The sequence below is a fragment of the Arthrobacter sp. SAFR-044 genome, from assembly GCF_059414985.1.
Window position 1 is genome coordinate 115,871 of the sequence record NZ_JBPFDN010000009.1, and the last position, 23,860, is coordinate 139,730.

The window sequence follows — 23,860 nt, forward strand, 5'->3', positions numbered from 1 at the left end:
CCCTCGTCACCGACGCCCACGAGCAATCGGAGTGCCGAGGCGCTAGAGTACCGGTGTGAGAACCGCACTGCTGTCTGGTGCCGTGGCCCTGGCATCAGTGGCCATAATCTCTGTACACATCGCACGCACCCTGACCACCCCGTCCGGAGAACGCCTCGAGCGGGTCAAGATCCTAGACACCGGCGCCGGCACGGTCACACTCAAAGCCGATCCGGACACCCTGACACCAGGCGTGTTCAGCCTGTATTGGGGCAATCGGGCCGGGCATGCGCGCATAGGTGCCATCCTCGCCCACGACCCCTCCGGCGAGACCGTCATCCGTATCGTCGAGCAGGTTTACACGGGCAGCCTTGAGCCCGGCACCACCGGCTACTGGTCCGGATACGCATACCCGTCACCGGGCGCCATCGGACTGATAGCCGACGACGTCATCCTGCCTGGCCCTGCTCCCGCCTGGCTGATCCGGGGACGCGACAGCGGCCGATGGGTCATCCATATCCACGGCCTCGGCGGCCGACGGGCCACCGGGGTCAGAACGACCCCACTCTTCGACAGACTCGGCTTCACCCAACTGCTGATTTCCTACCGCGGGGACGGCGACGCCCCCGCAACACCCGATGGCAAGCATCATCTCGGTCACACGGAAATGGACGATGTGGAGGCAGCACTGGAATACGCCGCTTCCAACGGCGCGACCTCCATCATCCTGTCAGGCTGGTCCATGGGCGCCGCCATGGCGCTCGCAGCAACGCACACGTCGCACCACCGCCACCTGATCTCCGGCCTTGTCCTGACGGCTCCCGTCCTGTCCTGGCGCGAAACTCTTGCCTTTAATACCGCCGCAGCCCGACTGCCGGCCTTTCTAGCCGATGTGGCACTGTGGATCCTCCGCAGTCCCCTGCACGGGGTAGCCGGAACCGGGCAGCCTCTTGACCTCCGCCCGCTGGACTTAACCCAGGAGGGGCCCCTTGTTCCCGTTCTCCTCCTGCACAGCGAGGCGGACAGCAGCACCCCGATCAGCATCAGCGCAGCCTATGCAGCCCGGTTCCCGGACCAAGTACAGCTGGTGCCATTTCCGGCCGGCCGGCACACCCAGGAATGGAATGCGGACCCGCGGCTCTGGGAGGACTCTGTCGAGGAATGGCTGAGTGCCCACTCATAGTTCTCTCGCATCGAACCGCCTCTGCCGGTCGGCCGCCGTCAACCAGGCAACGTAAAGTAGCTGGCCGGATCGCCGACGCCAAGCAGCTCGTGGTGGAAGGCGATGGCGTCCACCGGCCGGGTTTCGACGAACAGAACCGCCACCTGGCGGGAGTGGACGACCGTGTATCGCTTGGGCCCGTCCAGCCAGGAATGAATGCCGGTGTATTCCTCGACGAACAACCCGTCAGCGAGCAGGCCCCGCTCCTCGAGCAGTTCGTATACAACATTCCAGGCGAGATCCATGAGTTCATGGATGGCTGCCTCAACCGTTGGAGCTGTCATACTTCCATGGTCCTCCCGGACACGGACAGGCTCCCGGAGTACCGCAAGCGTGTCGCCACGCTCGAGGTGTCAGTCGTCGTGCAGGCTGCATCAGCAGCCCTAATCGCAAGCCTTCAAGACGCCAATGATAGCGTCGTGTTCGGCTTGCGTGACCCAGAGGCTGTACTTGGCTTTAACAGCGGTTTGACGGGCAACGTACTCGCAACGGAAGGCCCGGTTTGGTGGCAGCCATGTGGCCGCATCCTTGTCGCCCTTGGCGCTGTTGGTGGGCCCGTCGGTGGCCATGAGGTTAAGCGGATCGTTGGCCAGTTCCTCGCGCTGTCCCGCGCTGAGCTGCTGGGCGCCCTTCTGCCAGGCGTCACTGAGCGGGACGACGTGGTCGATTTGGACTGCGTTACTCGTGTCCTGGCCCCGGATGAATCTGATCGTTGTTCCGGTGTACTTGTCCGCAAGGGAGCCCGTGGTGACCACGCAGTTATGGGTGCCGGGCTTGAAGGTTTCGTCGGTCAGATCGCGGGCGAGGACGTCATTGCGGGTGTCGCAACCGTTGTGGTCCGTGTCCGACCATGCCGGGCCAAACTCGTCACGGGTATAGCCGGTCTTAGGCGCCCGACCTTTCACCGGAATCCCGTCCAGCTGTTTGAGTGCAGCGGCCGCGTCAACGGCGGCCAGCCCAGTGCCCGCGTCGCCGTGAGCAGACTTTGAGGCCTCTAAAGCGTTGGCCGCCGTGTCACAACCGGCAAGGGAACCTGCCAGAAACAGGGCAGTTATAGCGACAAAAGTCCTGTCGGCGATTCGAGTGAGCTTCATGGTCCTTCTCAGTGCTGCGAAGTCTCTACGCTAGCCTTCAGAGCCGCTTAGATCGTGCATTGCGTGGCGTGGTGCTCCTCACTCGCCTAAGCGTCCTCCAACCGGTCAAAAGAGGAATGGTTGGCTCAATTAGCTGGTGCAAGCCTGACTCTTGCCCGGGTGCCGATGAGCCGTTCCTTGACCGCGGGCCCTTCGCTGACTGGAAGAGGCCTAGCCGCGCTGCCGGGTAGGATCTCGCTCAGCTTCGCAATTTCGAGAATGTGTTCGGAAGTGAAAATGATCTTTCCCTTCCCCCAGCAGGCATGGGGGAAGCGTCCGCTGGTGGCGCCATCGCGGAGCCAGGACTCGGTGCAGCGCATGAGGGCGGCTGCTTCGGCTGGCTCGAAAAATTCGATGTCCACGGAAACCTCCATCGGGAAGAGTTGGTTTCCACTTCCATGCAGGTACGAAGACCCACCGACATGACCGGTTCCATCACCGCTGGAAAGCTGTCACCGAGCGCTCAGTTGCGTCAGCACCGACCTGCAATGCCTCCGGCATCAAGTGTCCGTATACCTGCTCGGTGGTCTTTGTCGAAGCGTGCCCCAGCCGACGCGAGATGGTGAACAAGGGCACGCCATCCTGGATAAGCCAGGAAGCGTGCGTATGGCGGAGATCGTGGATCCTTGGGTTTTTCGTCAGGCCCAAGGCCTGGGCTGTGCGAACTGCAGGGATCCAGTAATCGTCCCAGTAGAGCTTGTGAACAATTCGGCCGCCCTTGGGCGTCGTGAACACTAGGTCCTTGCCAGGCCTGCTCGCCACCAGCGGGATCAGCAGCTCAACCAGCGCCGGGTTCAGACCGATAGTCCTCTTGCCAGCCCCGGTCTTGGTCGGGCCAACGTAGAACTGGTTCTGCCCATCCCGCTTCCACGCCTTGTTGATCCGTGCAGTAGGCGGTTTTGAAAGCAGATCCACGTCGGCCACGGTCAATGCGGTGGCTTCTCCAAAGCGGGTGCCGGTCATGACCAGGAAGTCCGTGAAGGCCTTGTACCGCTCCCCCATTCCCTCCATGATGAGCCTGTACTCGGCATGCGTGAGGAACATGGCCTCATCCTCAGCCTTCTCAATGTTCGGGAGCTGCACGCCACGACAGGGATTGCGGGTGATGTAGCCGAGCATCTCGGCGGTATTCATTGAAGCTGATATGAGGCCGTGGATGTTGTGGATCGTTTTGGGCGCCTTGCCCTTGGCCATCATCGACTTCACCCAATGGGCAATGACGCGGTAGTCGAGCTTGTCCACAGGAACGTGGCCGATGACCGGCCGGATGTGGAGTTCAAGCATGGTCTGGTACGTCTTGACTGTCCCGCTGGACGGGCGGACCAGCAGATCGATATGTTCCTGGATGACTTCCGCCACAGAAGGAGGGCGCTTCTCGTTTGTCAGGATGGCGTGCTGAGCGATCTCGAAGGACTGGCCATTGGCGTCCAGAAGCCTCTTCAGGGTCTCGGCTTCGACGAGACTAGCGACTGTCAGTCCCTGCTGCTCGCGGCTCTTTGGGTCCCGCCACAGCACCATGTAGGACGAGGAACCGTCCTTCTTAGTGCGTTTACGGATGCTTGCCACATCCAAAACGGTACGCCGCTGTCAACACTTTGGGCGTTTTTGTCAACACACAAAGTGGAAAGTGGCCTTCGACCTGCGGAAACACTGTGCCCGAGGTGGGACTCGAACCCACACACCTTTCGATACCGCATTTTGAGTGCGGCGCGTCTGCCAATTCCGCCACTCGGGCGCGGAATACGTGGGAGCGAAAGTACGCCCACAGCTGACTGTGAGCAACGCGATCGCTTCACGTACGCGGAATTACTCTACATGCAGATAGGCTGAATTCCAGAATCGCGCCGCCGTCGCCGCAAACGAACCCTGCAAACCAAGTACAGCCGCGGTGGCACCTAAGATAGTGATGTCCCGCCGTACCTTTTCAAGGAGATCCCGTGACTGAACAGACGGAGTCCAAGCCCACGTCCCAGCCGGCGCGCCGCGTCATTGTGGCAGAGGATGAAACCCTCATCCGCCTCGACATCATCGAGATCCTGCGCGGCGAAGGCTATGACGTCGTGGGCGAGGCGGACAACGGCGAGAAGGCCGTGCAGCTCGCCGAGGAACTGAAGCCTGACCTGGTCCTCATGGACGTGAAGATGCCGGTCATGGACGGCATTTCCGCGGCCGAGAAGATCGTCAAGGCCCGCATCGCCCCCGTGGTACTGCTGACCGCCTTCAGCCAGAAAGAACTGGTGGAGCGCGCCCGCGACGCCGGCGCCATGGCCTACGTAGTCAAGCCTTTCACGCCCGCTGACCTCATCCCGGCGCTGGAAATCGCACTTTCCCGCCACGAGGAAATCAAGGCCCTCGAAAGTGAGGTGTCCGATCTCCAGGAGCAGTTCGCCACCCGCAAGCTCGTCGAACGTGCCAAGAGCCTGCTGACCACCAAGATGGGCCTGACGGAACCCGAAGCCTTCCGCTGGATCCAGAAGACCTCCATGGACCGCCGCCTCAGCATGCGCGAGGTCGCCGAAACCATCATCAACCAGGTCAACTAGCGCCATTGGCCGGGCCCGGAGAGATTACGACGACGGCCCGGCCACCAAAAAGCAACGGTCACCGACCGACCGGTCACCATAGAAACAGCACAGCGAAAAGGACCCCCGCCAACCGGCAGGGGTCCTTTTCGTTTGAAGCCTAGTCCTGGGGGGACTGGTTCTTCTTCTTCTTTTCCGGCCAGGGGCCGAGCTTTTCGCGGTTGCTGCCGGGCTCTCCACCCTGGCTGCCGGCGTCGGCGAGGTCGCCCACCTTGTGGACCTTCAGCATGTTCGTGGAGCCGGCCTTTCCGGGAGGGGAACCGGCGGCAATGACCACCAGGTCGCCATCGTCCACCAGGTCCATTTCCAGCAGGCTGCGGTCAACCTGGGAGGTCATTTCGTCGGTGTGACCCACCATGGGGACCAGCACCGGCTGGATGCCCCAGGTCAGTGCGAGCTGGTTCCACACGTGCTCCACCGGAGTGAAGGCGAACACGGCCTTGATGGGCCGCAGGCGGGAGAGGCGGCGGGCGGAGTCGCCGGACTGGGTGAAGGTACAGATGTACTTCGCATCCAGCTGGTCGGCGATTTCGACGGCGGCACGCGTGATGGCGCCACCACGGGTCTTGGGCTTGGTCCCCAGCGGGGGAACGCGCTCCAGGCCATGAACCTCGGTGGACTCGATGATCCGGGCCATGGTCTTGACCGTCTCGATGGGATACTTGCCCACGCTGGTCTCACCGGACAGCATGACTGCGTCGGCACCGTCCAGCACGGCGTTGGCGCAGTCGGACGCCTCTGCACGGGTGGGGCGCGGGTTGTCGATCATGGACTCCAGCACCTGGGTGGCCACGATGACCGGCTTCGCCCAACGGCGTGCCAGTTCCACGGCGCGCTTCTGGACAATCGGCACTTCCTCGAGCGGCAGTTCCACGCCGAGGTCGCCACGGGCCACCATGATCGCATCGAACGCGTCGATGATCTCCGGCAGCTGCTCCACGGCCTGCGGCTTTTCGATCTTGGCGATGACCGGCACGCGGCGGCCTTCCTCGTCCATGATCTCGTGCACACGGGCAATGTCCGAAGCGTCGCGGACGAACGAGAGCGCCACCAGGTCAACACCCCGGCGGATCGCCCAGCGCAGGTCGTCCTCGTCTTTTTCGCTCAGCGCGGGAACGTTGACTGCCACGCCGGGGAGGTTGATGCCCTTGTTGTTGGACACCATGCCGCCCACGGTCACCTCGGCGACAACCTTGACGTCGTCGACCTCGATGGCGCGAAGTGCCACCTTGCCGTCGTCGATCAGCAGCGCGTCACCCACGTTGACGTCCTCAGTGAGGCTCTTCAGCGTGGTGGAGCAGATGTCCTTGGTGCCGGGAACATCCTCGGTGGTGATGGTGAAGATGTCACCAACGGCCAGGGCGTGCGGGCCGTCAACGAAGCGGCCCAGGCGGATCTTGGGACCCTGCAGATCGGCCATGATGGCCACGGCCTTGCTCAGGTCGGACGCGGCCTTGCGGACGTTCTCGTAGGTGTTGTCATGCACGGTGTAGTCGCCGTGGCTCATGTTCATGCGGGCGACGTCAACGCCGGCTTCCAGCACCGCGAGCGTGTTTTCGTAGCTGGCAATTGCCGGGCCGAACGTAGCCACAATTTTTGCGCGTCTCATATACCTACCCTATTGGTCTCTTGCATTGGTTAAGTTGTCTGCGAGGTGAACCCTCGATGCATCCCCCGGGACAGCGGTCAGAGGACGGCGATAGCGCGGTCCGTTGGCGCGACGGGCGCAGGAAGGATGGTGCTTCCCATCAGGTACTTGTCCACCGCGGCGGCGGCGGCGCGGCCTTCGGCGATGGCCCACACGATCAGCGACTGCCCGCGGCCGGCATCACCGGCAACGAACACACCCTCGGTGTTGGTCATGTAGTAGCCGTCGCGGGCCACGTTGCCGCGGCCATCGAACTCGGCGTGCACCTGCTCGGTGATGCCCGCAGGTTCAGCGCCGGTGAAGCCCAGGGAAAGGAACACCAGGTCAGCGGGGATGATCCGCTCGGTGCCGGCCTTGGGGAGCCGCTTGCCGTCGACGAACTCGGTCTCGGCCACCTTCACGCCGGTCAGCTTGCCGTTTTCGCCAACGAACTCGACGGTGGAGGCGAGGTAGGTGCGTTCGCCGCCTTCCTCGTGTGCGCTGGCCACCTCGAAGAGGGTGGGGAACGTCGGCCACGGCTGGTGGCTGGCCCGCTCCGCCGGCGGCTGCTTGCCGATGGCCAGGGTGGTGACGGACGCGGCGCCATGCCGGTGCGCAGTACCCAGGCAGTCGGCACCGGTATCACCGCCGCCCAGGATCACCACGTGCTTGCCGTGCGCGTTGATCTGGTTCTCGATGGTTTCCCCGGCCACCGCACGGTTGGCAGGCACCAGGTAATCCATCGCGAAGTGGACGCCGTCCAGGTCGCGGCCCGGCATGGGCAGGTCACGCGGAACGGTGGCACCCGTGCAGACCACGACGGCGTCGTAGCGCCTGCGCAGCTGCTCCCAGGTGACGTCGGCACCCACGGAAACGCCCGTCCGGAACCGGGTGCCTTCCGCCTTCATCTGCTCGACGCGGCGGTCCACCTGCTCTTTTTCCATCTTGAAGTCGGGGATGCCGTACCGGAGCAGGCCGCCGATCTTGTCGTCCCGCTCGTAGACGGCAACGGTGTGGCCCACGCGGGTGAGCTGCTGGGCTACGGCCAGGCCGGCGGGGCCGGAGCCGACCACCGCGACGGTTTTGCCGGTGAGGCGCGCGGGCGGCAGCGGGGTGACCCAGCCGTTGTCCCAGGCCTCGTCGATGATCGAAACTTCCACCTGCTTGATGGTGACGGCGGGCTGGTTGATTCCCAGCACGCAGGACGCCTCGCAGGGCGCCGGGCAGAGCCGGCCGGTGAACTCCGGGAAGTTGTTCGTGGCGTGCAGTCGCTCGATTGCCTCGTCACCCTTGTCCCGCCACATGAGGTCGTTCCACTCGGGGATAAGGTTGCCCAGCGGGCAGCCCTGGTGGCAGAACGGGACACCGCAGTCCATGCAGCGTCCGGCCTGGGCCTTCAGCGTGCCCTTTTCCTGCGCCTCGTAGACCTCTTTCCAGTCCATGATGCGGACGGGAACGGGACGGCGTGGCTGGGTTTCACGCTGGCGTACTTTCAGAAATCCGCGTGGATCAGCCACCGGTAACCTCCAGGATTCGAGACCATACTTCTTCGCCGTCGGGGTCAAGGCCCTCTTCGATGGCGTCGAGACGGGTTTGCAGCACGGCCGCGTAGTCGCGCGGCAGCACCTTGGTGATGCGGGCGGCGGTGTCATCGAAGTTCTCGAGGAGGCGTGCCGCCAGCTGGGAGTCAGTTTCTTCCACGTGCTTGACCAGAAGGCCGTGGACGATGTCGCGGTCCTCGGAGTCCAGCTCGCGCAGCTGCAGCTCGCCGGACTCCAGCGCCTGCTTGTTGACGCGGGTGGTCCGCAGGTCCAGGACGTAGGCGGTACCACCGGACATGCCTGCGCCGAAGTTGCGGCCGGTGCGTCCGATGATCAGCGTCTGGCCGCCGGTCATGTACTCGCAGCCATGGTCGCCAATGCCTTCGACGACGGCGGTGGCACCGGAGTTGCGGACCAGGAAGCGTTCGCCGACCTGGCCGCGCAGGAACATCTCGCCGCTCGTGGCGCCGTAGCCGATCACGTTGCCGGCGATGACGTTGGTCTCCGCCTTGAACACGTTGGTACGGTCCGGGCGGACGATGATCCGGCCGCCGGACAGGCCCTTACCCACGTAGTCGTTCGAGTCGCCGTACAGCCGCAGCGTGATGCCCGCGGGCAGGAAGGCGCCCAGGGACTGGCCCGCGGTGCCGTTGAGCGTGACGTCGATGGTGTCGGTGGCCAGGACATCGGTACCAAAGGTCTTGGTGACCACGTGTCCCAGCATGGTGCCCACCGAACGGTCGGTGTTGATGACGTCCACGGTGATCTTCACCGGGCTGCGGTCGGTCAGCGCCTCGGTAGCCATGGTGATCAGGCGCTGGTCGAAGTGCTTGTCCAGCTCGTGGTTCTGGCCCGTCATGTTCCGCAGCGGCGCGTCGTCGTCGAACTCCAGGCCGTGCAGGATCGGGTCCAGGTCCAGGCCGTCGGCCTTCCAGTGGTTTACGGCTTCGCGGGTGTCCAGGACCTCGGCGTGGCCGATGGCCTCCTCGAGGCTCCGGAACCCTAGCTCCGCGAGGATTTCGCGGACTTCCTCGGCCAGGAACTCGAAGAAGTTGACCACGAACTCGGGCTTGCCGCTGAACCGCGCACGCAGTTCGGGGTTCTGCGTGGCAACACCCACGGGGCAGGTGTCCAGGTGGCAGACGCGCATCATGATGCAGCCTTCGACCACCAGTGGTGCGGTGGCGAAGCCGAACTCCTCGCCGCCCAACAGGGCAGCGATGACAACGTCACGGCCGGTCTTGAGCTGGCCGTCCACCTGCACCACAACACGGTCGCGCAGGCCGTTCAGCATCAGCGTCTGCTGGGTCTCGGCCAGGCCGAGCTCCCACGGAACACCGGCGTGCTTGAGCGAGTTCAGCGGCGAGGCGCCGGTGCCGCCGTCATGTCCGGAGACAAGTACGACGTCGGCCTTCGCCTTGGTCACGCCGGACGCCACCGTGCCGATCCCGACTTCCGAGACAAGCTTCACGTGCACGCGGGCCGAGGGGTTGGCGCGCTTGGCATCGTAGATGAGCTGCGCCAGGTCCTCGATGGAGTAGATGTCGTGGTGGGGAGGCGGGGAGATGAGTCCGACGCCGGGGGTCGAGTGCCGCGTGCGGGCAACCCACGGGTAGACCTTCTGCGCCATCAGCTGGCCGCCTTCGCCGGGCTTGGCACCCTGCGCCATCTTGATCTGGATGTCGTCGGCGTTGGTCAGGTAGAGGCTGGTCACGCCGAAGCGGCCGGACGCGATCTGCTTGACGGCAGAGCGGCGCTTCGGGTCCAGCAGGCGGTCCACATCCTCGCCGCCTTCACCGGTGTTGGACTTGCCGCCCAGCTGGTTCATGGCGATGGCCAGCGTCTCGTGGGCTTCCTGGGAGATGGAGCCGTAGCTCATCGCACCGGTGGAGAACCGCTTGACGATGCTGGAGACGGGCTCCACTTCCTCAAGGGGAACGGAGGGGCGCTCGTTCTTGAACTTGAGCAGGCCGCGGAGGGTCATCAGGTTGGTGGACTGGTCGTCCACTCCCCTGGTGTATGCCTTGAAGATGTCGTAGCGGCGCTCACGCGTGGCGTGCTGCAGCCGGAAGACGGTCTCCGGGTTGAACAGGTGCGGCTCGCCGTCGCGGCGCCACTGGTACTCGCCGCCGCCCAGGAGCGGACGGTGCGGCTGCTCGATGCCGCCCTCCGGGTAGGCCATCTGGTGCCGGGCGGAAACCTCGGCAGCGATGACGTCCAGGCCCACGCCGCCCAGCTGGGAGTGCGTGCCGGCGAAGAATTCGTCCACCAGTTCCTGGCCCAGGCCCAGTGCCTCGAACGTCTGGGCGCCGGTGTAGGAGGCCACGGTGGAGATGCCCATCTTGGACATGATCTTCAGGACGCCCTTGCCCAGGCCCTTGATCAGGTTGTAGACGCCGTCCTGCGGGGTGACGCCCGTGACGTCGCCTGCCGCGATGAGCTGCTCCACGGATTCCATGGCCAGGTACGGGTTGACGGCGGAGGCGCCGTAGCCAATCAGGACGGCCACATGATGTGTCTCGCGGACGTCGCCGGCCTCGACTACCAGGGCGGTCTTGGTGCGGTTGGCGCTGCGCAGCAGGTGGTGGTGCACGGCACTGACCAGCAGCAGCGACGGGATGGGCGCCCACTGGGCGTTGGAGTCACGGTCGGACAGCACGATGTACTGGACGCCGCGGTTGATGGCGCCGGAAACCTGCTCGCAGATTTCGGTGAGCCGGGCTCGGAGCGCGTTTTCGCCGCCTTCGGGGCGGTACAGGCCGCGGACCTTCATGGCCACACGGTCGCCGTCGGGGCTTTCGATGTTGGCGATCTTGGCGAGCTGGTCGTTGTTGATCACCGGGAAGGGCAGCTGGACCTGCGGCTGGCGGACCTGCTTGGTGTCCAGGAGGTTGCCGTTGGGCCCGATGGCACAGGTCAGGGACGTAACGAGCTCTTCACGGATGGCGTCCAGGGGCGGGTTGGTGACCTGCGCGAAGGACTGCACAAAGTAGTCGAAGAGCAGGCGCGGGCGCTTGGACAGGACGGCCACCGGGGTGTCCGAACCCATGGCACCCAGGGGCTCGGCGCCGGTGCGGGCCATCGGGCCCAGCAGGATCTTCAGTTCCTCGGTGGTGTAGCCGAAGGTGCGCTGGCGGATGTTGACGGATGCGGCGGTGTGGACCACGTGCTCGCGCTCGGGCAGGTCGTTGAGGTCGATCAGGTTGTCCTTGACCCACTCGGCCCACGGGTTGGCCGCGGCCACTTCGGCCTTGACCTCTTCGTCGTCGATGATGCGGCCGGACTCGGTGTCCACCAGGAACATCTTGCCCGGGGACACGCGGCCCTTCTTGACCACCTTGGAGGGTTCGACGTCGATCACGCCCACCTCGGAAGCAAAGACGATCAGCCCGTCCTCGGTGATCCAGAAGCGGCCGGGACGCAGTCCGTTGCGGTCCAGGGTGGCTCCCACCAGGTTGCCGTCAGTGAACGAGACGGCGGCGGGGCCGTCCCAGGGTTCCATCAGCAGCGAGTGGTACTCGTAGAAGGCGCGGCGGGCCGGATCCATGGTGGCGTGGTTTTCCCAGGCCTCCGGGATCATCATCATGATCGAGTGCGTGATGGGACGGCCGGACAGCCACAGCAGTTCCGCTACCTCGTCAAAGGACGCGGAGTCGGAGGCACCGGGGGTGCAGATGGGGTACAGCTCTTCCGGCGAGTCGCCCAGCAGCGGGTTGGCAAGCTGGGACTGGCGTGCGCGCATCCAGTTCCGGTTGCCCTTGACGGTGTTGATCTCACCGTTGTGGGCGATGGTCCGGAACGGCTGTGCGAGCGGCCAGGACGGGAAGGTGTTGGTGGAGAAGCGGGAGTGGACGATCGCGAGCTTGGTCTTGAAGCGCTTGTCGGACAGGTCCGGGTAGAACGGCTCCAGCTGGGCGGTGGTGAGCATGCCCTTGTAGACGATGGTGCGGGAGGACAGCGACGGGAAGTACACGCCGAACTTGTTCTGCGCGCGCTTGCGGATCCGCCAGGCGCGGGAGTCCAGCTCGTTGCGGTCCAGTTCCTCGCCACTGGCAGACGCCAGGAAGGGCTGGGAGAAGTAGGGCATGCAGGCACGGGCCATCGCACCCACCAGGTCGGCGACTACCGGCACTTCACGCCAGCCGAGGACCTTGAGGCCCTCGTCGGCGGCCAGGCCTTCGATGCCTGCCTTGGCGGCGTCGGCCTCCCGCTGCTCGGCAGGAAGGAATGCCGTGCCCGCAACGTACTGGCCGGGAGCGGGCAGCTCGAACTCGGTAACGGCCCGGAAGAACTCGTCCGGGATCTGCATGAGCAGGCCCGCGCCGTCGCCGGTACCCTCGTCGGCGCCTACGGCACCACGGTGCTCAAGGTTGCGCAGCGCGGTCAGGGCGGCATCGACGATGTCGTACCCGGGTTCGCCGCGCAGGGTCGCAATAATAGCGAGCCCGCAGGCGTCCTTCTCCTGTTCCGGGTTGTACAGCCCGGCGCCCTCCGGCATGGCTGCGAAGCGCTTGAACGGCGACAGGGCAGTCTCAGGCTGATCCGGTTCGGACCAGCTGGGAGTGTTAAGAGTTTGGGTCATGGGAGACGTCCTTCCTCCTGATCGTGCGTATGGAAGGGACACCGTTGGCCCCACTCGTCGGCGCCGCTGCAAAGGGCACAACAAAGTGTTGATTACTGGAAATTGTAGGTCAGCACGGCCTGCTGAACTAACGGTTACGCAGGCCCCTGCCCGAGGCAATACCGGCCAGCATCTCTGTACTGTCCGGACTCGCCCCATTCCACGACATTGTGGTTTCGGGCTCTTCGAGCGGTGGCTCTACTGCCCTGCCTGGCCGGCGTCCTACTTTCCGGTGCCGGCCTCCGACGCGGGTCCCGTGGCTGTGCTGCCGGAGTGTCCGGCAGCCGTCGCATCCGTTCCGGGCTTTGAGCCGGCCGGTGCCGCCGCGGCTTCTTCCGTGGGGTCGGAAGCATGCCTGGAACCGCTGTGGTTATCAGGGAGATTACCACGCGAATCACTATCTGAGACAACATTGTCCGGATCACGGACCTCTGTGACGGTCTCACCATGTGGGCCCGCTGCTGCGGCCTTGTCCGGTTCGTGGCCCGCGAGGTACACCGTGTCCGGGTCCGGCCGGCCCTTGAGCCCGAGGAGGATGAACGCGGCCAGGGCTGCCAGGAACACAAAGATACTGGTCCAGACGTTGAGCCTGGTGGTGATGCCCAGGAGGCTGATCTGCTCGGCGTCGTCGATGCGCATCGCTTCAATCCAGACGCGGCCCAGCGTGTAGTACATGGCGTACAGCCAGAAGAGCCTGCTCCGGCGGAAGTTGAACCACCGGTCCAGGGCCAGCAGGATCAGGACCCCGGCCAGGTTCCACAGCGACTCGTAGAGGAACGTGGGGTGGAAGAGGGTGTCCGCGGGCATGCCGGCGGGAAAGTTGGGGTTGTCCGCGTCAACCTGCAGGCCCCACGGCAGGGTGGTGGGGCCGCCGAAGAGTTCCTGGTTGAAGTAGTTGCCCCACCGGCCCACGGCCTGGGCCAGGAGCAGGCCCGGCGCCGCGGCATCGACGAAGGCGCTGAGTTTGACTCCGCTGCGGCGGCAGCCGATCCACGCACCGACCGCACCGAGGACGACGGCGCCCCAGATACCCAGCCCACCCCGCTGGATCTGCGGGATCAGTGAGAGGTCTCCGGTGCCGTCGAAGCCCGGACCGAAATAGGCATCCGGTGACGAGACCACGTGGTACAGCCGGCCGCCGATGATGCCAAAGGGGATGGCCCAGATGACGATGTCCCAGACGCTGCCTTCGGGGGCACCGCGCTTGGCCCAACGGACGGAGGTCAGCCACAGTCCCACGACGATGCCCGCAAGGATGCACAGCGCGTAGGCGTGGATCCGCAGGCTGCCCCACGGGAGGGGAATGTCGAAGCCGGACCAGTCCGGACTGGGGATGCTGGCGGACACCATGGTGGGCGCCAGGGCGGCTGCCTGAAGGAGCGGCTGCATGGCTACGCCCCGGATTCCTGCGTGAGGCCGGCTTCCCGGATCAGGCCGGTGGCGAGGTCCTTGGTGAGGGCGCCGACGGCGTCCACTCCCCCGTCGCGGAGCGCTGCCACCAGGGCGGTGCCTACGATGACGCCTTCGGCGTAGGCCGCGATTTCGCGGACCTGGTCCGCGGTGGAGACGCCAAGGCCCACGCAGACGCGTTCGGCGCCAGCACCGTGCGCGGCAGCCACAACGTCCTTGGCCGCCGTGCTGACCGACGTCCGTGCGCCCGTGACGCCCATGATGGAAACGGCGTAGACGAAGCCGCGGCTCGCGTCGACGGTGCGCTGCATGCGCTCCGGGGTGGACGACGGCGCCACCAGGAACACCCGGTCGAGGCCGTACTTGTCAGAGGCCGCCATCCACTCGGCGGCCTCGTCCGGAATCAGGTCCGGCGTGATGAGGCCGGCGCCGCCGGCCTCGGCGAGCCGGCGCGAGAATTCATCCACGCCCATGCGGACCACGGGGTTCCAGTAGGTCATGACCAGGACGGCGGCGTCGGTCTTGCTGGTGATGCCGGCGACGACGTCGAACACCTGGCTGACGTGGAAGCCCTTGGCCAGTGCCTCGGTGGTGGCGGCCTGGATGACCTGGCCGTCCATGACGGGATCGGAATAGGGGATGCCAATTTCGATCAGGTCGGCACCGTTCTCTGCCAGGGCAATGCCGGCGGCGATGGTGTCCTCCACGTTGGGGTACCCGGCGGGAAGGTAGCCGATGAGGGCGGAACGTCCCTGGGAACGGGCCCTGTCGATCGCCGCTGCCGACTTGCTGTTCGTCTCTGCCTGGTCTGCGATGTCTGCGCTGCTCACAGCTGCTCCCCCTCTTTACCGATTTCCGATTCGGCGGAATTCTTGTCCAACAGGTCGAACCATTCGGCTGCGGTGGCCACGTCCTTGTCGCCGCGTCCGGAAAGGTTGACGATGATGATTTTTTCGCCCGCGGCGGCTGCATCTTCGGCGGCAAGCCGCTGGCCCACCTTGATGGCTCCAGCCAGCGCATGCGAGGACTCGATGGCGGGAATGATGCCCTCGGTGCGGCACAGGAGCCGGAAGGCATCCATCGCTTCGCCGTCCGTGATGGGCTCGTAGCTGACCCGTCCGATGTCGGCCAGGTAGGAGTGCTCCGGGCCTACGCCGGGGTAGTCCAGTCCGGCGGAGATCGAGTGCGACTCGATGGTCTGCCCGTCGTCGTCCTGCATCAGGTAGGAGCGTGCGCCGTGGAGGACCCCGGGCTTGCCCAGGGTAATGGTGGCGGCGTGCCGGCCCGTCTCCACGCCTTCGCCGCCGGCCTCGAACCCGTAGATCTTCACGCCGGGATCATCCAGGAACCCGTGGAAGATGCCGATGGCGTTGGAGCCGCCACCGATGCAGGCGCAGACAGCGTCCGGAAGCCGTCCTTCCTGCTCGAGGATCTGGGCGCGGGCTTCCTCGCCGATCACCTCGTGGAAGTACCGGACCATGGCGGGGAACGGGTGGGCTCCGGCAGCAGTGCCCAGCAGGTAGTGGGTATTGGAAACGTTGGCCACCCAGTCCCGGAGGGCGTCGTTGATGGCGTCCTTGAGGGTCTGGGACCCGCTGGTCACGGGAATGACCTTGGCCCCCAGCAGCTCCATGCGCGCAACGTTCAGCGCCTGGCGGCGGCAGTCCTCGGCGCCCATGTACACCACGCACTCCAGGCCCATGAGGGCGGCGGCGGTGGCACTGGCCACGCCGTGCTGGCCGGCGCCGGTTTCGGCGATGATGCGGGTCTTGCCCATGCGCTTTGCGAGCAGGGCCTGGCCCAGGACGTTGTTGATCTTGTGCGAGCCCGTGTGGTTGAGGTCCTCGCGCTTGAGGAACACCCGTACTCCCCCGGCGTGCTGGGAGAACCGCTTGGCTTCGGTGAGCAGGGACGGCCGGCCGGAGTAGTTCTTGTTCAGGTCCGCGATCTGGGCCCGGAAGTCGGGGTCGTCCTTGGCCTTGTTGAAGGTCTCTTCAAGTTCGTCCAGGGCGGCGATGAGGGACTCGGGCATCCATCGGCCCCCGTAGTTGCCGAAGTACGGCCCCGGGGCGTGGCGGAGGGATCCGCCCTGCAGGAATGCTTCCGCGGTGTTGTTGTCAGCGTTTCCCGAGGGTGCGTCAGCCATCAGTCCTGTCCTGTTCGATTGGTGTGGTCAAAAGTGTGCAGCTCCGGCTGGACGCCGGAACAGTGTGCCTGTCCTGCGGGGCCGCCAGTTGCCGGCCCCAACAGGATGAATGCCGTGTGCGTCAGGCGCGGGCGGCAATGGCCGCGGCACCTGCGGCAGTGAACTCGGCGATGCGTTCCCGCGGCGTGGCGTGGCTTACCAGGGCCTCGCCCACCAGTATGGCGTTGGCGCCGGTGGCGGCGTAATGCGTGACGTCGTCCGCGTCGCGCACGCCTGATTCGGCAACCACCACGGCCTCGGCCGGAATGAGCCCCGCCAGTGAGGCGAAGAGGGAACGGTCGACGTCGAGCGTCTTCAGGTTTCGCACGTTGACGCCGATGATCCGGGCGTTGGCAGCGATGGCCCGCCCGATCTCTTCCTCCGTGTGCGTCTCCACCAGCACGTTCATGCCGAGCTCCCGGCTCAGGGCGCTGAAATCGGTGAGCTGGGCGTCAGAAAGCGCGGCCACGATGAGCAGGATGAGGTCGGCGCCGTGGGCACGGGCCTCCCAGATCTGGTACTCGTCGAGCGTAAAGTCCTTGCGCAGCAAGGGGATGTCGACGGCGGCGCGCACGGCGTCGAGGTCGGCCAGCGACCCCTTGAAACGGCGCTGTTCGGTGAGGACGCTGATGACGGAGGCACCGCCGTCGGCGTACTGCGTTGCGAGCGACGCCGGGTCACCGATGCTGGCGAGGTCGCCCTTGGACGGGCTGCGTCGCTTGATTTCGGCGATGACTTTCAGCTGTTCCCGGGTTGGGGAGGTTCCGCCGAGGGCTGCCCAGGCGTCGCGGGCAGGTGCCGCGGCCTGGGCCAGGTCCTTCAGCTCAGCCAGGGAAACAAGCCGCTTCCTGGCGTCCATATCCTCCCTGACACCGGCGTTGATGTCGTCGAGAACAGTCGCCATCAGTGGCCGGAGTTCTTCAGCTTGCTGCCTTCGACGCCGTAGCCTGCCTTGCGCATGACGTAACCGAGGATCAGGCCGATGACCATGACCACGGCGCCGCCGATGAAGATGGGGGTGCTGGCGATGACGAAGGCGATGGCTGCGATGAGCGCACCGACGAGCATGACGATGACGCAGGTCCATGCGGCCGGGCTGTTGCCGTGGCCCAGTTCCTGGCTGTGGTCAATGGCGCCGGGGGCAACCGTGCGGGTGCCTGACTTGGAAACGGACGCAGGTGCTTTGCTCATGGAAATCTCCTCAGGATGGATACTGCTTACATTCTGCCATTTTTTGGCCGCCGTCCGCGTACCGCGGGGTCCGGCGCCGGGGCGGCTGCCGGCGGCCGCCGGCCTTAGGTGGGGTCTTCGCCGCGGGAGAGCCGGTCCCAGCTGTCGATCTCGTCCACCGGCCCTGCCGCTGCCATCGTTCCTGCGGCGCCGGGTGCGTCATATTTGGTGCGCGTCTTCCAGTAACGGGACGCGGGCAGGATCAGCAGGGCTGCCAGCGCCAGCAGGCAGCCGGCGACGACGGCGAGTAACGGAAAGGGGGTGAGCTCAACGTGCGCCTGGCTGCCGGAGATCCCCGTGGCGCCGGCAATGGTGCCCTGCGCGGCCGCGAGCGGATCTGCCAGGACAGTTGCCGCGGCAGTGACGACGCCGGCTGAGGCCAGGACGATGATGGCAGTGATGACCCACCGGGCAATCCTGCCGGCAATGGCAGCTGCCAGTCCCCCGGCAAGGGCCACCAGGGCCAAGGCCGTGACAGTGGTAGCGGCCTTGCTGCCCTGCACCTGGATGGCACTTTGGGTGGCAGCGGCCTGGCCTACCTGGTTGGGGTCAAGGGTGGCAGTCATCCAGGTCTGCGTGGTGGTGCCGAAGGCCGCCAGCGCAAGGAGCGCGATCAGCAGCACCAGCGTCGACTTGCGCGCCCACACCGGCGTGGTCCGGTTCGTCCGCGCGTTACCTGTCTTGCCGGCCTTGCCTTCAGTTGCTCCGGTACCCGGCATCAGGAATCCGCCCCGCCGGGAAAGGATTCCGCGGAAATGTTGTGCAGCGATCCTGCCGTGTGGACCGCGCGCAGCGGGGCGGCGGCCTTGTTGACGGTCTCCAGCGCCTCGGTGGGGTTCACCGAGTCAGCCACGATGCCGCCGCCGGCCTGGACGTAGGCGCGCCCTTCGCGGATCAGGGCGGATCGGATGGCGATGGCCATGTCCATGCCCCCTGCGAAGTCGAGGTAGCCCACCACGCCGCCGTAGATGCCGCGGCGGTGCGGTTCCAGTTCGTCGAGGAGGCGCAGGGCCCTGGGCTTGGGGGCGCCGGAGAGCGTGCCGGCCGGGAACGTGGCCTTCAGTACGTCGTAGGCCTTGGCCTGCGGGGCGAGCTGCCCCACCACGGTGGATACCAGGTGCATGATGTGGCTGAAGCGCTCCACCTCCATGAACTGGGTGACATCCACCGTGCCGGCAACGCAGACCTTGGAGAGGTCGTTGCGGGACAGGTCCACCAGCATCAGGTGCTCGGCGCGTTCCTTCTGGTCCGCCAGCAGTTCCTCTGCCAGGGCCTTGTCCGCTTCAACCGTTTTCCCGCGCGGACGGGAGCCGGCGATGGGGTGGGTGATGACCTCCTCGCCCGTGACCGTCACCAGTGCTTCCGGGGAGGACCCGACGATGGAGTATTCGCGGCCGTCGGCGTCTTCGAGGCTGAAGATGTACATGTAGGGGCTGGGGTTGGTGTTGCGCAGGACCCGGTACACGTCCAGCGCGGACGCCTTGCATTCCATCTCGAACCGGCGCGAGATCACCACCTGGAACACTTCGCCGTCAACGATCGCTTCCTTGCCGCGGTCCAGGGCCGCCAGGTACTCGGCCTCGTCCCAGCGCTCCTGGACGCTGGAAGCGAAGTCCAGGGCAGCAGGCGCCAGCACGGACACGGGCTGCACCACGGGAGCGCTGATCCTGGCCAGGAGTTCCTTGACCCTGGCCACGGCGTCGTGCCAGGCCTCATCCACGCGCTCGGAGCTGTTGTCGAAGTTGATGGCGTTCGCGATGAGCAGGACGGTGCCGTCCACGTTGTCGTGCACCGCCATGTCCGTGACCAGGTTCAGGGCCATCTCCGGCAGGTGGAGATCGTCCTCCGGCGGGCTGACCAGCCGTTCCCAGTGCCGGACGGTTTCCCACCCCAGGAAGCCCACCAGCCCGGATGTGAAGGGCGGCAGCCCTTCGAACCGGTCCGTGCGCAGGGCGTCGACCGTGTCGCGGATGGCGTCCACCGGGCTGCCGCTGACCGGGACGCCTGCGGGCGGCTCACCCAGCCAGTGCGCCTGGCCGTCCTTGGTGGTGAGTGTGGCACGGGACCTTGCACCGATGAAGGAGTACCGTGACCAGGCTCCGCCCACCGCTGCCGATTCCATGAGGAACGTGCCGGGCTGCCCCTGGGCCAGCTTCCGGTACAGGCCGATGGGGGTTTCGGCGTCGGCGAGGACCTTGAGCCGGACGGGAATGACGCGGCTGTGGCCGGCGAGTTCCCGGAACTCCTCAAGGCTTGGGCTGATGGTTCCGAGGTCCTGCATGGCTGTACTTGTCCGCCTGTTCTTCGAAAAGGCCCGGCCGTGCCGGCACCTTGAATGTGCTTTGCTGGATGCCCGGAGCCGGCTGGGGGCCGGCCCGGCAGCGTGTTCCGCTTAGCCTGCCTGGCCCGCCACCACGTCCAGGTCCCTGCCGTCGAAGCAGGTCCGGGTCCCTGTGTGGCAGGCGGCACCCACCTGGTCGACGCGCACCAGGAGTGCATCGCCGTCGCAGTCCATGGCCACGGATTTGACCCACTGGACGTGTCCCGAGGTGTCCCCCTTGCGCCAGTATTCCTGGCGGGAGCGGGAGTAGAACGTCACGCGCCCGGTGGTCATCGTTCGGTGGAGGGCTTCGTCGTCCATCCAGCCGAGCATGAGCACTTCATTCGTGTCGTACTGCTGCACCACAGCGGCCACCAGGCCGGCGCCGTCGCGCTTGAGCGCGGCGGCCACCTCCTTGGGAAGCGGGCTTGCCGGGGGCGCTGATTCCACGGACGACGCCGGCATGGACTGCACGGGCGCGGACACGGCGGATCCTGCGGTTTGGACGGGGGTTGGCTGCTCAGACATCGGCTCAAGTCTAGTGCCTCCGAGGCCCACCTCTCCTGTTGTGAACAACGGCACGCCACCGCCCGCCGCAGTGCTGCCCATCGCCGCACCACTCGTGCTAGTTTTCCAAGTGATGCATTTCGTCGAACCGTCCCGAGAAGTCCTGGCCGAAACCCTGCTTGCGGCCGGCCCTGATGCGCCCACGCTGTGCAAGGGCTGGCGTACCAGGGACCTTGCCGCGCACCTTTACCTGCGCGAGCGGAAGGCCGCCGTCGGGCTCGGTTTGATCATCAAGCGCCTGGCCAAGGCGTCGGACCAGGCTACTGCCAAACTGGCCGCCAAGCTCACCAGCAACGAGGACTACGCCCGGCTGGTGAACACGTTCCGCGCCGGACCGCCGGCCCTCTCGCCGATGAGCATCCGGGCGCTGGACGAGAGCGCCAACCTGATCGAGTACTTCGTGCATACGGAGGACGTCCGGCGCGCCGTGGACCGGTGGGCGCCCAGGGCACTGGACGAGGCGTACTCAGACGCCCTCTGGGACGAACTGGTCAAGCGCGCCGCCATCCTCTACCGCGGCGTGGACCTGGGCATTGTCCTGGTCCGGCCGTCCGGGCCCCGCCACGTGGCCAAGCGTGCACCTGTTTCGGTGGCCATCGTCGGTGAGCCGGGCGAACTGCTGATGCACGCCCATGGCCGCACCCGCCATGCCCTGGTCACCTTTGAAGGCCAGCCGGACGCGGTCGCCCTCCTCCAGTCCGCCGAAGTAGGACTCTAAAGACAAACTGACTCGCAGTTGTTGTCGTTATGAGCGTTCAAAACGACAACAACTGCCAGTCAGTTGGACGTCAGCGGACTTCGAAGCCTGCTTCACGGATGGCGTCCTTAACCTGGGACATCATGTTGTCCGGGCCCCAGTGGAAAATTGACGCGGCCAGGACGGCGTCCGCGCCGGCGGCGACGGCTGGCGGGAAGTGCGCCGGCTCCCCCGCGCCGCCGGAGGCGATGATGGGGACCCTGACGGCGGCCCGGACCAGTTTGATGAGTTCCAGGTCGAAGCCGTCCTTCGTGCCGTCGGCATCAATGGAGTTCAGCAGGATCTCCCCGACGCCACGGTCCGCTGCTTCCCTGGCCCATTCGACGGCGTCGATCCCGGTGCCGGTGCGGCCGCCGTGCGTGGTCACTTCGAAGCCCGACGGCGTGGGCTGGGACCCCGGCCGGGTGCGGCGGGCGTCGACGGACAGGACCAGCACCTGGGAGCCGAAGTGCCGGGTGATCTCATCGATGACATCCGGCCGGGCCACGGCAGCGGTGTTGATGGAAGCTTTGTCCGCGCCGTAGCGCAGGAGCTTGTCCACCTCGGCCACGCCGCGGACGCCGCCGCCAACGGTGAGCGGGATGAACACTTCCTCGGCGGTGCGCCGGACGACGTCGAACGTGGTCTCGCGGTTGCCGGAGGACGCGGTGACGTCAAGGAAGGTCAGTTCGTCGGCGCCGGCGTTGTCGTAGCGGTGGGCGAGCTCCACGGGGTCGCCCGCATCGCGGAGGCCCTCGAAGTTGACGCCCTTGACGACGCGGCCGGCGTCGACGTCAAGGCAGGGAATGACCCGTACTGCTACTGCCATGGGAACTCCTGGATATTCAGTGGTGCTGGGGGAAGCCGTTGATCAGATGCGGCAGGCGTGGATGCTGCTGACCAGGATGGCGCGGGCGCCCAGGTCGTACAGTTCATCCATGATCCGGTTGGTTTCCTTCTTGGGCACCATGGACCGGACGGCTACCCAGTCGGAATCGCGCAGCGGGGAGACCGTGGGCGATTCCAGGCCCGGGGTCAGGCCGGCGGCCTTTTCCACGAGTTCCTTGCGGATGTCGTAGTCCATCAGGACGTACTGGCGCGCCACCAGGACGCCCTGGAGGCGGCGGATGAGGACGTCGATTTCCTTTGCCGTGCCCTTGGCGGCACCACCGTTTCCAGTGCGGCGGATCAGGACCGCTTCGGACTTCAGGATGGGGTCACCGAAGATCTCCATGCCGGCGGCCTTGAGGGTATTGCCGGTTTCCACGACGTCGGCGATGGCGTCCGCGACGCCGAGGCGCACGGAGGATTCCACGGCGCCGTCGAGCCGGACCACCTTGGCGTTGATGCCGCGTTGAGCCAGGTAGTTGCGCAGCAGGCCGTCGTAGCTGGTGGCCAGGCGCTTGCCTTCGAGTTCGGCGGCGGAGCTGAAATCGCCCACCGGCCCGGCGAAGCGGAACGTGGAGGCGGCGAACCCCAAGGGAAGCAGCTCTTCGGCTTCCACCTCGGCGTCCAAAAGCAGGTCGCGGCCGGTGATGCCGACGTCGAGCGTTCCCTGGCCGACGTAGACCGCGATGTCGCGGGGGCGGAGGAAGAAGAACTCGATGTCGTTGTCGGGGTCCACCATGACCAGCTCGCGGCTGTCGCGCCGCTGGCGGTATCCGGCTTCGGAGAGCATGGCGGAGGCGGATTCGGACAGGGAGCCCTTGTTGGGGACGGCTACTCGCAGCATTGGAAATTCTTTCTGGGGTGGAAGGTCTTGGTTTTCAGGCAGTGCAGGCCACAGCGGGCACGGCGGAAAGTGCGCCGGGCCGGTGGCTACAGATGCTTGTAGACGTCTTCCAGGGTCAGGCCTTTGGCGAGCATCAGAACCTGCAGGTGGTACAGCAGCTGGGAGATTTCCTCGGCCGCAGCTTCATCGGATTCATATTCGGCAGCCATCCACACTTCGGCTGCTTCCTCAACGACTTTTTTGCCGATGCCGTGAACACCGGACTCCAATTCAGCGACGGTGCGGGAGCCTTCCGGGCGGGTGGCTGCCTTCTCGCTGAGCTCAGCGAACAGCGTCTCGAAATTCTTCACGCCCTCCAGCCTACTTGCTGCGGACGCGGCGGCGCTTCCCGGGTAGTTGCATGACGGGCGCGATGTGAGGGAATACACACCGCGCCCGTGCGGCGCGCCGCGGCTTAGCTGCGGTACTGCTTGAGGACGACGGCGGTGGCCAGCGCCGCCGTCACGGCCTCGTGGCCCTTGTCTTCCTTGGAGCCGGGCAGGCCGGCGCGGTCCAGGCCCTGTTGTTCGTTGTCGCAGGTGAGCACGCCGAAGCCTACCGGCACGCCGGTGGACACGCTGACGTCGGTGAGGCCCGACGTCGCGGCCTGGCAGACGTAATCGAAGTGCGGGGTCCCGCCGCGGATCACGACGCCGAGGGCCACCACGGCGTCAAAGTGCGGTGCCAGCCGCGCGGCAGCAACGGGAAGTTCGAAGCTGCCGGGAACCCGAAGCACGGTGGGCTCGGCGATGCCGGCATCCTTGGCGGCACGGAGTGCGCCGTCCAGGAGTCCGTCCATGATCTGCGTGTGCCAGCTGGCAGCAATGATTGCCAGTTTCAGCTGCGAGGTTTCAGCGGGGTTGAGGGTGCTGAGGTCAATGTCGGGGGCGCCGTGTCCGCTCATGGGTTTCTTGTGTTCCGTTCGTTCGTGAAGAC

At 65.8% G+C, this 23,860-nt stretch carries 22 protein-coding genes and 1 tRNA gene; 3 read left to right on the plus strand and 20 right to left on the minus strand.

The features are described 5' to 3' along the window. Window positions 1-55: 55 nt before the first annotated feature. Complete coding sequence (locus ACR65J_RS14915; protein WP_440170397.1) at window positions 56-1,162, plus strand: alpha/beta hydrolase family protein; 1,107 nt, start codon at window positions 56-58, stop codon at window positions 1,160-1,162. Between the two features lie 38 nt (window positions 1,163-1,200). On the opposite strand, the gene ACR65J_RS14920 is transcribed toward ACR65J_RS14915, so the two are convergent. From ACR65J_RS14920 to ACR65J_RS14940, 5 genes are all read right to left on the minus strand, one after another. Continuing rightward, entirely contained in the window at window positions 1,201-1,485 is a 285-nt protein-coding gene (locus ACR65J_RS14920) for a hypothetical protein (protein WP_440170399.1), read from the minus strand. A gap of 99 nt (window positions 1,486-1,584) precedes the next feature. Further along, window positions 1,585-2,295 (minus strand): HNH endonuclease family protein, encoded by a 711-nt coding sequence (locus ACR65J_RS14925; protein WP_440170401.1) that lies wholly within the window; start codon window positions 2,293-2,295, stop codon window positions 1,585-1,587. 125 nt (window positions 2,296-2,420) lie between these two features. After that, window positions 2,421-2,696: a hypothetical protein gene (locus tag ACR65J_RS14930; RefSeq protein WP_440170403.1), complete on the minus strand. Its 276-nt coding sequence runs from the start codon at window positions 2,694-2,696 to the stop codon at window positions 2,421-2,423. A 73-nt stretch (window positions 2,697-2,769) separates the two neighbouring features. Beyond that, window positions 2,770-3,900, minus strand: a complete 1,131-nt coding sequence (locus tag ACR65J_RS14935; protein WP_440170405.1) for a tyrosine-type recombinase/integrase — start codon at window positions 3,898-3,900, stop codon at window positions 2,770-2,772. Window positions 3,901-3,987: 87 nt separating this feature from the next. Beyond that, window positions 3,988-4,069, minus strand: a tRNA-Leu gene (locus ACR65J_RS14940). A gap of 202 nt (window positions 4,070-4,271) precedes the next feature. Between ACR65J_RS14940 and ACR65J_RS14945 the strand changes: the two genes are divergently transcribed. Continuing rightward, window positions 4,272-4,877, plus strand: a complete 606-nt coding sequence (locus ACR65J_RS14945) for an ANTAR domain-containing response regulator (RefSeq protein ID WP_009358190.1) — start codon at window positions 4,272-4,274, stop codon at window positions 4,875-4,877. A 139-nt stretch (window positions 4,878-5,016) separates the two neighbouring features. On the opposite strand, the gene pyk is transcribed toward ACR65J_RS14945, so the two are convergent. From pyk to hisI, 11 genes are all read right to left on the minus strand, one after another. Continuing rightward, a complete protein-coding gene (gene pyk, locus ACR65J_RS14950) occupies window positions 5,017-6,525 on the minus strand; it encodes a pyruvate kinase (RefSeq protein ID WP_440170408.1) in 1,509 nt (502 codons plus the stop codon). Window positions 6,526-6,602: 77 nt separating this feature from the next. Next, window positions 6,603-8,060 (minus strand): glutamate synthase subunit beta, encoded by a 1,458-nt coding sequence (locus tag ACR65J_RS14955; protein ID WP_440170410.1) that lies wholly within the window; start codon window positions 8,058-8,060, stop codon window positions 6,603-6,605. Next, window positions 8,053-12,666, minus strand: coding sequence for a glutamate synthase large subunit (gltB, locus tag ACR65J_RS14960; protein WP_440170413.1), 4,614 nt, complete (start codon window positions 12,664-12,666; stop codon window positions 8,053-8,055). Before gltB ends, ACR65J_RS14955 begins: the two co-directional genes overlap by 8 nt. A 261-nt stretch (window positions 12,667-12,927) precedes the next feature. Then, entirely contained in the window at window positions 12,928-14,094 is a 1,167-nt protein-coding gene (gene lgt, locus ACR65J_RS14965) for a prolipoprotein diacylglyceryl transferase (protein ID WP_440170415.1), read from the minus strand. Between the two features lie 2 nt (window positions 14,095-14,096). Next, window positions 14,097-14,945, minus strand: a complete 849-nt coding sequence (trpA, locus tag ACR65J_RS14970) for a tryptophan synthase subunit alpha (protein ID WP_440170417.1) — start codon at window positions 14,943-14,945, stop codon at window positions 14,097-14,099. After that, window positions 14,942-16,261, minus strand: a complete 1,320-nt coding sequence (gene trpB / locus ACR65J_RS14975; protein WP_440170419.1) for a tryptophan synthase subunit beta — start codon at window positions 16,259-16,261, stop codon at window positions 14,942-14,944. The genes trpA and trpB overlap by 4 nt, the downstream gene beginning before the upstream one ends. 121 nt (window positions 16,262-16,382) lie before the next feature. Continuing rightward, window positions 16,383-17,204: an indole-3-glycerol phosphate synthase TrpC gene (gene trpC, locus ACR65J_RS14980; protein ID WP_440170421.1), complete on the minus strand. Its 822-nt coding sequence runs from the start codon at window positions 17,202-17,204 to the stop codon at window positions 16,383-16,385. After that, window positions 17,204-17,491 (minus strand): HGxxPAAW family protein, encoded by a 288-nt coding sequence (locus ACR65J_RS14985; RefSeq protein ID WP_056333411.1) that lies wholly within the window; start codon window positions 17,489-17,491, stop codon window positions 17,204-17,206. The genes trpC and ACR65J_RS14985 overlap by 1 nt, the downstream gene beginning before the upstream one ends. 104 nt (window positions 17,492-17,595) lie before the next feature. After that, complete coding sequence (locus ACR65J_RS14990; RefSeq protein ID WP_440170424.1) at window positions 17,596-18,249, minus strand: Trp biosynthesis-associated membrane protein; 654 nt, start codon at window positions 18,247-18,249, stop codon at window positions 17,596-17,598. Continuing rightward, window positions 18,249-19,811, minus strand: coding sequence for an anthranilate synthase component I (locus ACR65J_RS14995; protein ID WP_440170427.1), 1,563 nt, complete (start codon window positions 19,809-19,811; stop codon window positions 18,249-18,251). Before ACR65J_RS14995 ends, ACR65J_RS14990 begins: the two co-directional genes overlap by 1 nt. 111 nt (window positions 19,812-19,922) lie before the next feature. Next, complete coding sequence (hisI, locus tag ACR65J_RS15000) at window positions 19,923-20,378, minus strand: phosphoribosyl-AMP cyclohydrolase (RefSeq protein ID WP_440170429.1); 456 nt, start codon at window positions 20,376-20,378, stop codon at window positions 19,923-19,925. 112 nt (window positions 20,379-20,490) lie between these two features. On the opposite strand from hisI, the gene ACR65J_RS15005 reads away from it, so the two are divergent. Further along, window positions 20,491-21,135, plus strand: a complete 645-nt coding sequence (locus ACR65J_RS15005; RefSeq protein ID WP_110544633.1) for a TIGR03085 family metal-binding protein — start codon at window positions 20,491-20,493, stop codon at window positions 21,133-21,135. Between the two features lie 70 nt (window positions 21,136-21,205). Here ACR65J_RS15005 and hisF read toward each other — a convergent pair whose 3' ends face one another. From hisF to ribH, 4 genes are all read right to left on the minus strand, one after another. Beyond that, complete coding sequence (gene hisF, locus ACR65J_RS15010) at window positions 21,206-21,982, minus strand: imidazole glycerol phosphate synthase subunit HisF (RefSeq protein ID WP_440170433.1); 777 nt, start codon at window positions 21,980-21,982, stop codon at window positions 21,206-21,208. 42 nt (window positions 21,983-22,024) lie between these two features. After that, window positions 22,025-22,885 (minus strand): ATP phosphoribosyltransferase, encoded by an 861-nt coding sequence (gene hisG, locus ACR65J_RS15015; protein ID WP_440170436.1) that lies wholly within the window; start codon window positions 22,883-22,885, stop codon window positions 22,025-22,027. Between the two features lie 86 nt (window positions 22,886-22,971). Continuing rightward, window positions 22,972-23,235 carry a phosphoribosyl-ATP diphosphatase gene (locus tag ACR65J_RS15020; protein ID WP_009358176.1) on the minus strand — a complete coding sequence of 88 codons (264 nt, stop codon included), beginning with the start codon at window positions 23,233-23,235 and terminating at the stop codon, window positions 22,972-22,974. Window positions 23,236-23,339: 104 nt separating this feature from the next. Continuing rightward, complete coding sequence (gene ribH, locus ACR65J_RS15025; protein WP_018770776.1) at window positions 23,340-23,828, minus strand: 6,7-dimethyl-8-ribityllumazine synthase; 489 nt, start codon at window positions 23,826-23,828, stop codon at window positions 23,340-23,342. Window positions 23,829-23,860: the final 32 nt, after the last annotated feature.

Coding starts and splice junctions, on each gene's coding strand:
- ACR65J_RS14920 (WP_440170399.1), bottom strand. CDS start 1,485: ATGACAGCTCCAACGGTTGAGGCAGCCATCCATGAACTCATGGATCTC.
- ACR65J_RS14925 (WP_440170401.1), bottom strand. CDS start 2,295: ATGAAGCTCACTCGAATCGCCGACAGGACTTTTGTCGCTATAACTGCC.
- pyk (WP_440170408.1), bottom strand. CDS start 6,525: ATGAGACGCGCAAAAATTGTGGCTACGTTCGGCCCGGCAATTGCCAGC.
- gltB (WP_440170413.1), bottom strand. CDS start 12,666: ATGACCCAAACTCTTAACACTCCCAGCTGGTCCGAACCGGATCAGCCT.
- lgt (WP_440170415.1), bottom strand. CDS start 14,094: ATGCAGCCGCTCCTTCAGGCAGCCGCCCTGGCGCCCACCATGGTGTCC.
- trpB (WP_440170419.1), bottom strand. CDS start 16,261: ATGGCTGACGCACCCTCGGGAAACGCTGACAACAACACCGCGGAAGCA.
- trpC (WP_440170421.1), bottom strand. CDS start 17,204: ATGGCGACTGTTCTCGACGACATCAACGCCGGTGTCAGGGAGGATATG.
- ACR65J_RS14985 (WP_056333411.1), bottom strand. CDS start 17,491: ATGAGCAAAGCACCTGCGTCCGTTTCCAAGTCAGGCACCCGCACGGTT.
- ACR65J_RS14990 (WP_440170424.1), bottom strand. CDS start 18,249: ATGCCGGGTACCGGAGCAACTGAAGGCAAGGCCGGCAAGACAGGTAAC.
- ACR65J_RS14995 (WP_440170427.1), bottom strand. CDS start 19,811: ATGCAGGACCTCGGAACCATCAGCCCAAGCCTTGAGGAGTTCCGGGAA.
- hisI (WP_440170429.1), bottom strand. CDS start 20,378: ATGTCTGAGCAGCCAACCCCCGTCCAAACCGCAGGATCCGCCGTGTCC.
- ACR65J_RS15005 (WP_110544633.1), top strand. CDS start 20,491: ATGCATTTCGTCGAACCGTCCCGAGAAGTCCTGGCCGAAACCCTGCTT.
- hisF (WP_440170433.1), bottom strand. CDS start 21,982: ATGGCAGTAGCAGTACGGGTCATTCCCTGCCTTGACGTCGACGCCGGC.
- hisG (WP_440170436.1), bottom strand. CDS start 22,885: ATGCTGCGAGTAGCCGTCCCCAACAAGGGCTCCCTGTCCGAATCCGCC.
- ribH (WP_018770776.1), bottom strand. CDS start 23,828: ATGAGCGGACACGGCGCCCCCGACATTGACCTCAGCACCCTCAACCCC.